The following is a 12739-nucleotide window of genomic DNA, read 5'->3' as shown; positions in this document are numbered from 1 at the left end:
GCTGAAATTGTTTGCATGGATTGCGGTATTGTCATTGCTGCAAAGCTTCAGGATAGGGGACCTGAATGGAGGGCATTTAACGATGAGCAACGGGCTAAAAGAATACGTGTAGGTGCACCGTTGACGTATACGATTCATGATAAAGGCTTATCCACTGTGATTGACTGGCACGACCGAGATGTTTATGGCAAGCGTCTTTCACCTGGCCAAAAGGCACAGGTTTATCGTCTTAGAAAATGGCAACGGCGTATTCGAGTTTCAGATGCTACGGAACGGAATCTGGCTTTTGCACTTTCAGAAATTAGCAAGATTGCTAATGCCCTCAGCTTGCCCAAAAACATTCTCGAAACCGCTTCAGTAATTTATCGAAGGGCTGTAAAGGCACGTCTAATTCGCGGTCGGTCTATTCAAGGCGTAACTGCTGCTGCAATATATGTTGCCTGTAGGCAGTGTTCTCTTCCAAGAACTTTGGAAGAAATTGCCCAAGCTTCAAACATAAACAAGAAGGAGGTTGGCCGTAGCTACCGTTTCCTCGTCAAAGAACTTGATTACTTTATTCCACCACTTAAGCCAAGTCAATATATCGCGAAGTTTTCGAATCAGTTGACGATGCAGGGCAAAGTGGAAGAGATAGCTCATAAGATCTTAGCAACCGCAAAGGAGTTGAGATTGACTTCAGGAAGAGGCCCCACAGGTATCGCTGCAGCTGCAAGCTACATCGCATCTGTCTTAACAGGAGAAAGAAAGACTCAACGAGAAATCGCCGAAATTGCGCAAGTCACAGAAGTAACCATAAGAAACCGTTACAAAGAACTCGCTGAACGCCTCTCATTCGTAATAAGCATATAACCTTCACCCTTTCTTTTTTTAGATTCTTGCACAAGTTGCCACTATGACGAACCAAACCAGCCTTTATGATAACAAAGCATTTTAGCAAAATATTGCCTAATCATATTGGAGCTGCAAGTCTTGGCTAAATGTCCAAAGTGTGAAACTGAAGTCAGCGTTCCTTTCAAGACATGGTCTATTTCGAGAAAGACTTCAAAACCGGGTGGCACCACCGAGATTGTTTTTGGAATGTTTGAATGCCCAGAATGTGGAAATAAATTCCGTTCTGGCGGGAAAAGAGAAGAGAAAAAAGAGTTAAGCATAAAAGGAGTGGCGGAAAAGATTAAAGGAATCGAGGGAGAACTTGTGAATACGCTGAAAAACCTGAGAGAAAAACTAAAAACTTTAGGAACAGAACGAGCAAACCTCCTATTGGAAATTGACGGATTGAAAAAAATGGCTGAGGCTAAGGCTAGTGCCTTGGAAAGCGAAATCGGAATGCTAAGAGAAGAAGTGCAGTCGCTAAAACAGTTACTTGGCGTTGGCGAAATGGAATCTTAAATAACGATTGTCTACCTCAATAAGCGTTCGCTTAGCTTCGCCATGAAGAAATTTCGAAAAATAAAAACTTATTTTTTCTCTTTCATTCACCCTTGATTATTATAAATCTTTTTATGATTCCGTTCATCCTTCTTACTGACATGCAGATATTGCAGTTATCAACGGCCGCACCTAAAAGTAGGTATTCAACAGATGAACTCATGGAAGTCTTTCCATGCCAAATTCCTGATGGTATTAAAAGGAACATCCTGAACTTAGGAGTCTCAAATAGACATCTAGTCAAATATGCTGATTCACCTTCAAAATCAGAGACTATTTTGAGCGAAACGGGCCTAGTCAACCTTTGCCTAGAGGCTTGTAAGCACACTGTCGAAAATGCAGGTCTTTCTATTAGAGAAATAGATTATTTTATTGCAACTTATGATGTGAACCCATTTTTGTGTCCAGGTCTCAGCCAGCTTCTGATTCGGAAACTTGGCTTTAACCCTTATGTTAACCATGTCAATGTTCAAGGAATGGGGTGTACAGCCTTCACGAAAGCACTTGAACTCGCTCAAAACTATCTTGCGGCGCACCCAAGAGATTTCGTTCTGCTTTGCATTTCTGGAGTAAATTCATATTGGTTTTATAATCAAGTACAAGGCATGAAAGACATTATGGAAATCAGCAAAATTAACTCGATAATGCACAAAGATAGAAGGCAGATGGAGTTGAGAAAATGGATTGCCACCATGGAGTTTTTCCTCTTTGGAGACGGGACAGCCAGCATCATTGTGTCAAATGAGGGAAGCGGCCTGTCCTTTGATAAAATTGTGGAAGTCACGAATTTTAAAAAGATGGATTATTTAGCTGGTTACACCAGACTGACAGCCTTAAACGAGCCATTCAATTTTGGCTTTTACTCACACCTAGACAGAGAAATTCCAGAACTTGGCGTCAAATACATTTCTCTGGTTCTTAGAAAACTGGTTGGAGAACATGTTGAAAAAATCATGAAAGTCACGAAAAAATTGGCAGTCCACACCGGCAGCGAAAAGATACTTAACCTCATAGCTGAACACTACGGGATTCAACCTGAAAAACTTGAAGAGTCACATGAAGTGCTTAAGGAGTATGGAAATTTAGCCGGAGCAAGTTTGCCATTTATCCTTGAAAAAATAGTTTCTAGAAACAAACTTGCAAAAGGTGACATTGTTTTAACGCTTGGTTATGGATGGGGCTTTTCAGCCTCTGCCTGTTCATTTGAGTTCAAGAAATAACAGAGTCATAACTTTGATGTTGAAGTTACGTGTGTATAAATCATTTGGCTTCCATTAGGCTTCCATTTGGAACCATACAAAAACTGGAGAGGATCAGCAGTTGCACATACACAAAGTTGGACAAATATTCTAGAGCTTAAAATACAGATCTTAGTTTAAGGGTGATGCACACTAGAAATCTCCACTTTTAAATACAATAGAACAGTCTCTTCTTTCAGCCATGCAGAACCAACCCACAATACGCCCAGCCCAACAAAGTGACAAAGAAGCAGTCTTCAAATTCTGTGAACACACGTTCAACTGGGGCGACTACATTACCAACGTCTGGGACAGATGGCTAAAGGAAAGACAGGCCATACTACTCACAGCCACACTAAACAACAAACCCGTAGGCATAATGCGTGTCTCACTGCAAAAACCTGGCGAAGCATGGCTGCAAGCCGCTAGAACTGACCCAGACTACAGACGCAAAAGCATCGCTACTGCATTAACAACAGCCTGCCTGAAATGGGCTAAGACCAAAGGAGCCAAAACAGCAATGCTTGCGACAGACTCTGACAACCAAGTGGCCCAAAAAGCACTCAAAAAACTCGGCTTCGCACAAGTTTCAGACTTCTTAATCATGGAATGTAAAGGGTTCCAAATTGAGAAAATAAAAAACTGCAAGTGGGCACAGAGAAGCGATGCAGAGAAAATATGGAAGTTCCTTACAAATTCGGACATATTCACAAAATCCGCAGGCCTCTACACAATCCTGTTTGCGTGGGCAACGCTGGAAAACCAAGACCTCGCTAGATTCATCGTCAACAAAAAAGCCATAATACACGAAAGCAACGACGCTATTGATGGTTTAGTTCTAATAGACGAGACCGTAAAAAACGTGTGGCAAGAAAAAGCCTTCCAGACATGTTATATCGATGGTGACCACCAAGGCGTCAGGGACATGATAAGATTCTTCAAAACCTACTCCTGCCAACAAGATATCACAAACGTCTACGCCTTCGCGTGCAACATACCCATAATCTCCGCCGCTCTCACTGAGATTGGCTTCAACAGCGAAGAACCCACAACTGAACTAATCTATGAAAAGAAACTAAACCGATAAACAGCAAGCAGAAAGAGTTAGCCGCCGCCTACAGGCGGAACAATCGCTACCTCGTCTCCTTCCCTCAACCGCGTCTCCAACTCCTCCGACAAGCTTACACTCTTCCCATTAACAAGCAACTGCAAATGCTCCCGCACCCTCCTTTTTTCATCATATAAGTAGTCTTTGAACTCTTTCCCATGCCGTCTCACCAATTCTTCCAAGACATCTTTGACAGTAACGAATCCCACATCGAATTCCAAGGTCTCACCACCTTTTTGAGCCAATTCACGCAACACCGTAAACAATCGCACCGAAACCTTCAAAACAGATACGACCTTTAAAAGTCAATGTAGAAAATCTAAACATAAACCTTCCTAGAGAAGTCAAAACTTGAGCATCGCTGAGAACGTTCGAATGTAACTTGGAAATTAACCAAATGCAAAACCTGCAAGATAATATTCTTAGCTTCTCCTTTCTCCCTCTTATTCTCTGCCATTTCTCAGCAAACGTCGACCCAATCTCAGGATTTTGGACACTGCAACGACTTCGAACTTTCTCCCAACGCTGTTAAATAATATTCTACTCGGTTTTCAATGAGTAAAAGCTATTTTGTCCAATAAGATTACTTCTTCACAGTGCTTTTTGAGAGCCTCTTTTCTTATACATTTTCCAGCTTAGCACCATGGTTCTTGGATGTGAAGCTTTTACCTCGTCCAACCTCGTAACAGCAGTGTTTCTGGGCGCTCTCAAAACTAAATCTGGGTTAACCTCTGCTTCATCAGCAATCTTCCGCATAGCTTCAACGAAGCGGTCAAGCTCCTCTCTTTCAAAAGATTCCGTCGGTTCAATCATCAAAGCCTCTTCCACAATCAATGGAAAATAAGTGGTGGGCGCATGAATCCCATAGTCAAGGAGCCGTTTAGAAATGTCTATGACCCTTACACCTTTCCTTTTCTGAAGCGGTTTCGCGCTGAATACACATTCATGTTTCCTCGGCCTCTTTGCATCGTAGGGCAGCTCATAAGCACCGATTCCTTCCATCTTCTTAACTAGATAGTTTGCATTTAACACTGAAACCTCTGCGGCTTCTTTCAATCCTTCTGCGCCTAAACTAAGTATGTAAGCGTATGCTCTGAGGAGAACCGCCACATTTCCATAGAAACTTCTGACTTTACCAACACTACTAGGCCTATCATAGTCCAAATGATAACTCTCACCATCAAAAACTATTCGTGGGACAGGAAGGAATTTTTCCAGTTCTTCAGATACACCTATTGGCCCTGCACCAGGTCCTCCCCCACCATGCGGCGTGCCAAAGGTCTTGTGGATGTTTATGTGAACTATGTCGAAGCCCATTGCGCCTGGCTTGGCCTTGCCGAGAATTGCATTGAGGTTTGCACCGTCGTAGTAAAGCAGCCCGCCAGCGTCGTGAATTATGTCTGCGATTTCTCCGATATTTTCTTCAAAAATGCCCAACGTATTTGGGTTGGTTAGCATCAAACCAGCTGTTCGGTTTGAAACAGCTGTTTTTAACGCTTCAATATCTATGCATCCACTTTTGTTGGAAGGCACAATTATTACGTTAAAGCCAGCCATTGTGGCGCTCGCAGGATTAGTCCCATGAGCAGAGTCGGGTATTATGAACTCAGTGCGGTTTGAAAGGTTCCCGTTAAGCTTGTGGAAAGCCCGCATTATGAGGACGCCTAAAAATTCACCATGCGCCCCTGCTGCAGGTTGAAGTGAGATTTCGTAGGTGCCTGTAATTTCAGCGAGCCACTTACCTAGATCGTAGAGAATTCCAAGCGTGCCTTGCACGTTCTTCTCATTTTGGTATGGATGGAGCTGAGTCAAAGATGGCAAGCTAGCTAAGAGATCGTTGATTTTTGGATTGTACTTCATCGTGCAACTTCCAAGAGGGTAAAGTCCTAAATCTACACAATAGTTCATTTGAGAAAGCCTAGTAAAGTGACGAACAACTTCAACCTCTGATAGTCCAGGCAGTTCTGGAGGGGATTGGCGACGTACTTTCTCAGGGAGCAAAGTCTGTACGTCGCCTACCGTTTGCCTAATAGAATTCTCAATCTTAGGCACTATGTAGCCTCTACGACTATTGCATCCAAGCTCAAAGATAACAGGTTCGTTCCAGCGTGCTTGCTTGAAATCTGTCATCAATTCTCACCTCTTCGCAGAACTTCTTCCAGAATATCGGCTAATTCATCAATGTCCTTTTTTGAATGCACTTCTGTGACACAGTAAAGTGCCATTTCACCAAGTTCTGGAAACTCTTTTGAGATATCCTTTCCGCCTTGAACATTACGTTTCAGTAATCTTTCATGTACATCGCTAATACGCCATTTGGCGAAGTTTATAGTGAACTCTTGAAAATGGGGCGATTGGAAAACAGGTGTACTTATGCCTTCAATCTCTGACAAACGCTTTATAGCATAATGCGCCTTGAGCATAATAGTTTCGCCGAGTTCTTTCAAGCCGTTGGGTCCAAGTAGCGCCAAATAAACTGCAGACGCAGCAGCGCATAGAGATTCATTAGTGCAGATATTAGATGTAGCTTTTTGCCGTCGAATATGCTGTTCACGAGTTTGAAGCACCATGCAGAAACCTTTACTGCTTCCATCTCGAGTGGTAGTCATGCCAATAATTCGCCCAGGCATCTGCCGAATCATTGACATGTCGTCCCTACAGGCGAAAATTCCGAGCAGAGGACCGCCAAAATTCATAGGGTTTCCGAGAGGTTGCCCTTCGCCAATAACAATGTCTGCATCATAATTTCCAGGAGCTTTCAAAACCCCAAGTGAAATGGGGTCGACACCGACAATAAATAAGACTCCTTGGTTATGAGCGATTTCTGCAATTTCCTCGCCTTTCGTTTCAACAAAGCCTAAGTAAGAAGGGTTTTCAATGTAGATACATGCAGTCTTGTCAGAAATTTTTGTCTCTAAATCTTCTAGGTTCAACTGTCCAGTTGTTCTTTCGTAACCTACTTTTTGAACATCCATCCCTATCGGTTCAATGTACGTCTCCAACGTGGCGTAGCGTTCGGGGTGAATAACCTTGGGAACCAGAATTTCTCGACGACCAGTTATGCGCATGGCCATTCGCGCAGCTTCTCCTAGCGCTGAAGCCCAATCGTACAAGGAACTGTTAGCTACATCCATGCCAGTAAGTTCGCAGATCATACTTTGATATTCGAAGAGTAATTGAAGCATACCTTGAGAAATCTCAGGTTGATAAGGCGTGTAAGAGGTAAGAAGTTCGGTTCGTTGAACAATATTATCAACCACAGCAGGTACATAGTGCGGCCAGCACCCCGCACCTAAAAAAACAGGCATATCTTGGCAGGTTTTGTTCTTAGCCAATAGCGACTCTACGTGGCGTCTAACTTCATATTCAGATGTTGGGCTTGGCAGGTTCAACCTGTGTTTTAGCATAAATCGTTTTGGAATATCAGAGTACAGTTCGTCGATGTTTTCTATGCCAATTTCTTCCATCATTGCTTTTTTGATTTCCGGCTTCGAATTTGGAATATAAGGATGGGTATAGGGCTCAGCCAAGAGTTTGCACCAGCAAACGAGAAATAAGAATTCTCTAAACTATGTCTTTAAGCTTTTGAAAGCGCCTCTGTAACCATCTTCAATAGAATCTCTGTGTTGCTCAAAACTTGCTTTTTGCTGAAGGCTGGTTGCCATCCAGACTCGTTCAGAATGGCAGAGATTACATGTGCCGAAGCTGTTTCTACGCCTCGATGCTTCGCAACGGCATAAAGGGCGGAAGTTTCCATGTTAATCGCCAAAACCCCAATTTTCCGAAACTTCGCTAGTTTACTTCTTGTTTCTCTATAGACACCATCTGTAGTCAAAACTGAGCCCGCATGGTGGCTGACACGGTTCCTGCTTAAGGTTTCAGTTAGACAGCGTTTTAAAATTGGAGAAGTCACAAACCTTCGCTGGTTTGGGAAATATTGGCACGTGGTACCTTCGTCACATACTGCTTCAGTAGTAACAACAATATCGCCTGGTTTCAAGAAAGGTTGTATTCCACCTGAAATTCCCACTTCGAAAATTCTTTTGGCACCGCATGCAATGAGTTCCTCGAAGACCATTGCGGCGGCTGGGGAACCAACAAAGTTCATTGTCACAACGATTTGGATATTATTGAGAGAACCAACGTGCAAACGTAAACGGTCGCCATACCACCACCATTCAACGGGTTTACCTTCAATGAGTTGGTTGACAAAGTCAAAGTGGCGGCGCTGATAGACTATGATCATTCGTGGAGGTATTTGGAATGTTTCTACACTTACGTCCTTTACAGAAGCTACGTATCGTAAGAAATCTTGAGGAGTAAAAATAGGCGTATTGTCTTCCATAACTCGCTCTCTCCGCAGTATTGGATGCCCTTTGTAGAAATCAACTCCTCAGGATATTTAATGTCTATGATTTCATTAACAAAATCCGTTTTGTCAAATAACTCCCTTGGCGCAAATCTTCCAGTCAGAACAACATCTGTTTTCTTCGGCATGGTATCCAGAAAAGCAATGGTTTCTCTCTCTCCCCCCCCCCGTCCAGAAGTTTACAATAAATCTCCAAGTTAATCTCGTCTAAGACAAGTAGATGTGGCTTCTTTTCCTCGACGATTCTTTTGGCGAAAGCATGCCCTTCCTTTACCAGTTTTCGATCCCTCTCGTCCAGATTTCCTAGTCCGTGCCACCCCTCACGTCCGAACTGGTAGATTTCATAGTAGGGTTTGAGCATGCTTCTCATCTTGTACTCGCCTGTGTTTTTCCACCATTTTAAAAATTGAATTATGACAACGGTGTGGTGGTGACCTACTGAGCGCAAAGCCAAGCCCAGAGCGTTAACTGTTTTTTCCCCGCTGGTGCCTGTATAAAGATATATGTTACCCATAAAATACACATTCACAACTGAAGTTATCCAATAAACTGTTAAAAGCTTTTAAACTCCATTTCCTTCTCCTTAAGCAACTGAACATGGAGGCATCGATGATGAAAAGCTACAAAGAACTTCTAAAGCGTGCTCAATCTCAACTTCCACAGGAAAAAGACACTGGGCAACGCTTTGAAATTCCTAGAGTGCGTTCCTCTGTAATCGGTATGCGCACGTACATCCGTAACTTCAAGGAAATCGCAGACACACTAAATCGCGACCCACGTCATTTGATGAAATTTTTGACAAATGAAATGGCTACAGCTGCCACCTTGGAAGAGACACGTGCCACTTTTCAGGGTAAGTTCCCCCATAATACACTTGAACGCTTAGTACGCATATACACTGAAAACTTCGTCATATGTCCTGTTTGCAAGCGTCCAGATACGAGAATCGTGAAAGAGAAGCGGCTCTTCTTTTTAGTGTGTGAGGCGTGTGGCGCAAAATCATCAGTAAAAGCAGTCTAAGCTCATAGAAGCGAAAAAACATTGGACGTTTACATAAACCTGCAGAGACGGAGCGAATGTATCCTGCTGGCAATGTGCGATGCTAACATGTTAGGTAAAACTTTGAAACAAGGGAAAATAGTCTTCCACATCCGCGAAGAATTCTACAAGGGCGCCTTAGTCAGCCTAGAAGAGGCTGTAGACTTGATTCAGCAATCAACTATAGTTAACATGATTGGACGAAGAATTGTTAAAAAAGCTGTAGAAAAGGGTCTAGTGCATCCAGATGCTGTTCTAGAGATTGCAGGCGTTCCCCACGCTCAAATTGTGAAAGTATAGATGAAATATACTAAAGCAACACTTATTTAAGGAATGGAACAGAGCCTTTTTGAGGTCAGTTCAGATTTGACATGGCAAGAGACGCGATTCACCCAATTTATAAGAATCCTTGTCCAATAAGATGACAGAAAAAAGGGAATTTGGGATGTCTGAACGCAAAGCAATGAAACGCCTTGCCCACAAGGAAGACCGTTACGAGCGGGAGCAACGGTTGCTGCGTAAAGACCTTTCATCCGAACGAATGGTTATGGAAGAAGTATTCGACAAATCCACTCTTATGACGATATATGAGCTCTTAAACAAAGGGACAATAGACGAAATCCACGGCGTTGTAAAAGCTGGAAAAGAGGCTAGAATTTATTGGGGAAAAGATCGAGATGGAAAAGAGCTGGCTATCAAGATTTATTTAACAGTAGCAGCAGAGTTCAAAAAAGGCAAACTCCAATACATCGAAGGCGATCCCAGATTTAAGCATGTAAGACATGACACGCGATCCCTAGTTTTTTTGTGGGCAACGAAAGAATTCAAAAACTTGCACCTAGCTCTAAGAGCAAAAGTCAAAGTTCCTAGACCTATTGCAATAAGAAAAAACGTGTTAGTAATGCAATTCATAGGTAAAAATGGTTATCCCGCCCCAGAATTGAAAGAATTGCCTCCTAAAAATCCCGGATTCATTTACAATGAGCTCTTGGAATATGTCAGAAGACTCTACCAGAGAGCAGAACTGGTTCACAGCGACATAAGTGAATACAACGTAATGGTATGGAGAGGCAAACCGATTCTTTTCGACATGGCACAGGCTGTCCTTCTTTCCCATCCCATGGCAACCACTTTTCTTAAACGTGACCTGCAGAATCTTAACCGATACTTCAAAAGGCTAGGAGTAAGAGTATTATCAGTTGATGAGATGTACAGGAAAGTCATAGAGAATGGCAAGGCCTAGCACTTTTGTGAAAATCCCCAAAAGCCGTATAGGTGCTCTCATTGGCCCGAATGCGTCCACAAAAGAGCTTATTGAAAGAAAACTTGGGATACGGCTTGAAGTCAACAGTGAAAGTGGCGACGTAAGCATCAACCTTGCGCCCAAAACAGCCGATCCCTCAATGCTTTTCAGGGCAAAAGAAGTCGTTTTGGCCATTGGCAGAGGTTTCTCTCCAGAGAAAGCTGGAAGGCTCTTGGATGACGAGGAGGCTATGCTAATAATTATTGATTTGAGAGATTTTGTCGGAAAATCGGAGTCTGACATTAAGCGGTTGAGTGGGAGAATTATTGGTAGAGAGGGAAAGACTAGGAGATTCATTGAGGAACTGACGGACGCCTATGTGTCAGTGTATGGCCATACAATTAGCATTATTGGCGCCATTGAAGAGGCTGAAATTGCTCGACAAGCTATAGAGATGTTTATTCGCGGACGTTTGCACAGCTCGGTGTATAGATTTTTGCACGCAAAGAGGAGAGAGTTGAAGAAAAAAAAGATGGAGCTGTGGAAAAGACCCTACGAGAAAATTTGAAGCGCAAAGCGTCCGCATGTATGCTTCTTTGGCTCAATCTAGGCGGCAAACAACCCAAAAACCCAAGCCACCACAGAAAATTGCTTCATCAGTTATGAAAAGATATATTTTTGCACGCAACAACATATACCCACTAATAGTCGAAAGGCGGAGAAAGTGGGATGGTAAGTCAGGCGTTCGAAGAAATCAGCCCAGCCGACTTCTTTTACCGTAACCGCGACATAGCAGGTTTCACAAATCCATCCCGCGCTATATTCGCCTCCATAAGAGAACTTGTAGAAAACTCGTTAGATGCCGCAGAACTCGTAGGAGTCCCTCCAGACATATATGTCCGCTTAGCTTATGGTGAAGGTGGCCCAGAGTCAGGAGTGTACAAGCTGAGAGTTGAAGACAATGGATCAGGAATCACCTCACGCCACATCCCCTCAGCTTTTGGTCAAGTGCTTTTTGGCTCGAAGTACAAACTGAAGCAGTCTAGGGGAACCTTCGGACTAGGTGGCACAATGGCTGTTCTCTACGGACAAATTACTACTCACAAGCCTGCCTACATAGTCTCCAGCACAGGCTCCACGAAAGTCTACCAATATAGCATAATGATTGATATTCAAAGGAACAGACCAATTATTCTGGAACGCAAAGTTTTGATAAATAAGGAACAATGGCATGGAACAATCGTAGAGTTTAATCTTGAAGGCGACTATTTCCGCGCTATGCCAAAAATTGTGGAATACTTGAAGCAGACTGCGCTAGTAAATCCTTACGCTAACATAACCTTTGTCGACCCGAAGGGTCGCCTGTACAAGTTCACACGTGTAACAACGAAGATGCCGCCTTCACCTAAAGAAACCTTACCTCACCCCTATGGTGTGGACGTGGAAACCGTTAAACGCCTCATACAAGTGACGCCGTATCGAAACATGGTAGATTTTATGAGAGCCCATTTTCATCGAGTCAGCGAAAGGATAGTACACAAATTTCTGGAGTTTGCTGCTATTCCCAAGACAAGAAATCCAAAGAAATTGAGTCCTCAAGACATTGTGAGGCTTGTGCAAAGGATGAAGCGCTTTGAAGAGTTCCGACCGCCAAGTGCCAGTTGTTTGTCACCTCTTGGGGAAGAGTTGTTAAGGGCTGGAATTTTGAAGGAATTGAAACCAGAATTTATAGCAGTTTGTCAACGCAAACCTTCCACTTATGCAGGTCATCCTTTCATTGTAGAAGCGGCAATAGCTTATGGTGGAGACATTCCAAAAAGAGGTGATTTTGTGCTCTACCGTTTTGCCAATCGTATTCCTCTTCTCTATGACGAAGCGAGTGATGTGTCGTTTCGTGTCGTCAAAAGTATGAATTGGCGCAGATACAAGGTCTCACAAGACATGCCTGTAGCCGTACTAGTTCACATCTGCAGCACCAAAATCCCATACAAAACTGTGGGCAAAGAGTTTATTGCAGATAGACCTGAAGTGAAAAGGGAAATCCTAAACGGCATACGAGGAGCAGCTCGACATCTCCAACGATTTTTGTCAAAACGTGAACACGTGGAAAGGGAGAAGAGAAGATTAAGTGTGTTTTCAAAATATTTGCCAAAGATCGCCAAGTTTTCCACACAACTTGCCGGTAGAGAGAAAGAACCTGACATTAGAAAGCTGTTAGAGAGTGTGAATATCATTGGAGGAAAAGAAGCGGGAAAATAACATTTCAGCATTAGAGAAGAAGGAAGCAGCTGTAGACTTGGAAAAGTTTGGTGAAA

General features: G+C 43.1%; 15 protein-coding genes. 9 read left to right on the top strand and 6 right to left on the bottom strand.

Annotation, left to right across the window (positions count from 1 at the left end):
- The 4 genes from KAU88_01405 to KAU88_01390 all read left to right on the top strand — a co-directional run.
- Positions 1 to 849 (top strand): transcription initiation factor IIB (locus KAU88_01405; GenBank protein ID MCK4477171.1); only part of this gene is annotated, 849 nt, incomplete at its 5' end.
- Between the two features lie 120 nt (positions 850 to 969).
- Positions 970 to 1389, top strand: a complete 420-nt coding sequence (locus KAU88_01400) for a hypothetical protein (protein ID MCK4477170.1) — start codon at positions 970 to 972, stop codon at positions 1387 to 1389.
- Between the two features lie 317 nt (positions 1390 to 1706).
- Complete coding sequence (locus KAU88_01395; protein MCK4477169.1) at positions 1707 to 2648, top strand: hypothetical protein; 942 nt, start codon at positions 1707 to 1709, stop codon at positions 2646 to 2648.
- Positions 2649 to 2868: 220 nt separating this feature from the next.
- Positions 2869 to 3753 (top strand): GNAT family N-acetyltransferase, encoded by an 885-nt coding sequence (locus KAU88_01390; protein ID MCK4477168.1) that lies wholly within the window; start codon positions 2869 to 2871, stop codon positions 3751 to 3753.
- A 17-nt stretch (positions 3754 to 3770) separates the two neighbouring features.
- Here the strand turns inward: KAU88_01390 and KAU88_01385 are convergent, their stop codons facing one another.
- From KAU88_01385 to KAU88_01360, 6 genes are all read right to left on the bottom strand, one after another.
- The gene (locus KAU88_01385; GenBank protein ID MCK4477167.1) at positions 3771 to 4019 is read right to left on the bottom strand and encodes a MoaD family protein; all 249 of its coding nucleotides are present in this window, start codon (positions 4017 to 4019) and stop codon (positions 3771 to 3773) included.
- 346 nt (positions 4020 to 4365) lie between these two features.
- On the bottom strand, positions 4366 to 5904 hold the full coding sequence (gene gcvPB / locus KAU88_01380) for an aminomethyl-transferring glycine dehydrogenase subunit GcvPB (protein ID MCK4477166.1): 1539 nt from the start codon (positions 5902 to 5904) through the stop codon (positions 4366 to 4368).
- The gene (gcvPA, locus tag KAU88_01375) at positions 5904 to 7304 is read right to left on the bottom strand and encodes an aminomethyl-transferring glycine dehydrogenase subunit GcvPA (protein MCK4477165.1); all 1401 of its coding nucleotides are present in this window, start codon (positions 7302 to 7304) and stop codon (positions 5904 to 5906) included. The genes gcvPB and gcvPA overlap by 1 nt, the downstream gene beginning before the upstream one ends.
- 47 nt (positions 7305 to 7351) lie before the next feature.
- Positions 7352 to 8119 carry a nucleoside phosphorylase gene (locus tag KAU88_01370; protein ID MCK4477164.1) on the bottom strand — a complete coding sequence of 256 codons (768 nt, stop codon included), beginning with the start codon at positions 8117 to 8119 and terminating at the stop codon, positions 7352 to 7354.
- A complete protein-coding gene (locus tag KAU88_01365; protein MCK4477163.1) occupies positions 8068 to 8271 on the bottom strand; it encodes a hypothetical protein in 204 nt (67 codons plus the stop codon). The genes KAU88_01370 and KAU88_01365 overlap by 52 nt, the downstream gene beginning before the upstream one ends.
- Positions 8244 to 8657: a cob(I)yrinic acid a,c-diamide adenosyltransferase gene (locus KAU88_01360; protein ID MCK4477162.1), complete on the bottom strand. Its 414-nt coding sequence runs from the start codon at positions 8655 to 8657 to the stop codon at positions 8244 to 8246. Before KAU88_01360 ends, KAU88_01365 begins: the two co-directional genes overlap by 28 nt.
- A gap of 98 nt (positions 8658 to 8755) precedes the next feature.
- Here KAU88_01360 and KAU88_01355 point away from each other — a divergent pair, with 98 nt between their 5' ends.
- The 5 genes from KAU88_01355 (at position 8756) to KAU88_01335 (ending at position 12683) form a co-directional block, all read left to right on the top strand.
- Positions 8756 to 9163, top strand: a complete 408-nt coding sequence (locus KAU88_01355; GenBank protein ID MCK4477161.1) for a translation initiation factor IF-2 subunit beta — start codon at positions 8756 to 8758, stop codon at positions 9161 to 9163.
- Between the two features lie 21 nt (positions 9164 to 9184).
- Positions 9185 to 9481 carry a DUF424 family protein gene (locus KAU88_01350; GenBank protein MCK4477160.1) on the top strand — a complete coding sequence of 99 codons (297 nt, stop codon included), beginning with the start codon at positions 9185 to 9187 and terminating at the stop codon, positions 9479 to 9481.
- Between the two features lie 145 nt (positions 9482 to 9626).
- Positions 9627 to 10424, top strand: coding sequence for a serine protein kinase RIO (locus KAU88_01345; GenBank protein ID MCK4477159.1), 798 nt, complete (start codon positions 9627 to 9629; stop codon positions 10422 to 10424).
- A complete protein-coding gene (locus tag KAU88_01340; GenBank protein ID MCK4477158.1) occupies positions 10411 to 10992 on the top strand; it encodes an RNA-processing protein in 582 nt (193 codons plus the stop codon). Before KAU88_01345 ends, KAU88_01340 begins: the two co-directional genes overlap by 14 nt.
- Before the next feature lie 161 nt (positions 10993 to 11153).
- A complete protein-coding gene (locus KAU88_01335; GenBank protein MCK4477157.1) occupies positions 11154 to 12683 on the top strand; it encodes a DNA topoisomerase VI subunit B in 1530 nt (509 codons plus the stop codon).
- Positions 12684 to 12739: the final 56 nt, after the last annotated feature.

This window comes from Candidatus Bathyarchaeota archaeon, assembly GCA_023131225.1.
In the GTDB taxonomy this organism is placed as follows: domain Archaea; phylum Thermoproteota; class Bathyarchaeia; order Bathyarchaeales; family SOJC01; genus JAGLZW01.
Note: the sequence above shows the minus strand (reverse complement) of the source record. Positions and strands in the feature narration are given on the sequence as shown.

What these genes read in the sequence shown, in the direction of transcription:
- KAU88_01390 (MCK4477168.1), top strand. Translation starts at nt 2,869, where the DNA reads ATGCAGAACCAACCCACAATACGCCCAGCCCAACAAAGTGACAAAGAA.
- gcvPB (MCK4477166.1), bottom strand. Translation starts at nt 5,904, where the DNA reads ATGACAGATTTCAAGCAAGCACGCTGGAACGAACCTGTTATCTTTGAG.
- KAU88_01340 (MCK4477158.1), top strand. Translation starts at nt 10,411, where the DNA reads ATGGCAAGGCCTAGCACTTTTGTGAAAATCCCCAAAAGCCGTATAGGT.
- KAU88_01335 (MCK4477157.1), top strand. Translation starts at nt 11,154, where the DNA reads ATGGTAAGTCAGGCGTTCGAAGAAATCAGCCCAGCCGACTTCTTTTAC.
- KAU88_01370 (MCK4477164.1), bottom strand. Translation starts at nt 8,119, where the DNA reads ATGGAAGACAATACGCCTATTTTTACTCCTCAAGATTTCTTACGATAC.
- KAU88_01345 (MCK4477159.1), top strand. Translation starts at nt 9,627, where the DNA reads ATGTCTGAACGCAAAGCAATGAAACGCCTTGCCCACAAGGAAGACCGT.
- KAU88_01360 (MCK4477162.1), bottom strand. Translation starts at nt 8,657, where the DNA reads ATGGGTAACATATATCTTTATACAGGCACCAGCGGGGAAAAAACAGTT.
- KAU88_01355 (MCK4477161.1), top strand. Translation starts at nt 8,756, where the DNA reads ATGAAAAGCTACAAAGAACTTCTAAAGCGTGCTCAATCTCAACTTCCA.
- KAU88_01365 (MCK4477163.1), bottom strand. Translation starts at nt 8,271, where the DNA reads ATGCCGAAGAAAACAGATGTTGTTCTGACTGGAAGATTTGCGCCAAGG.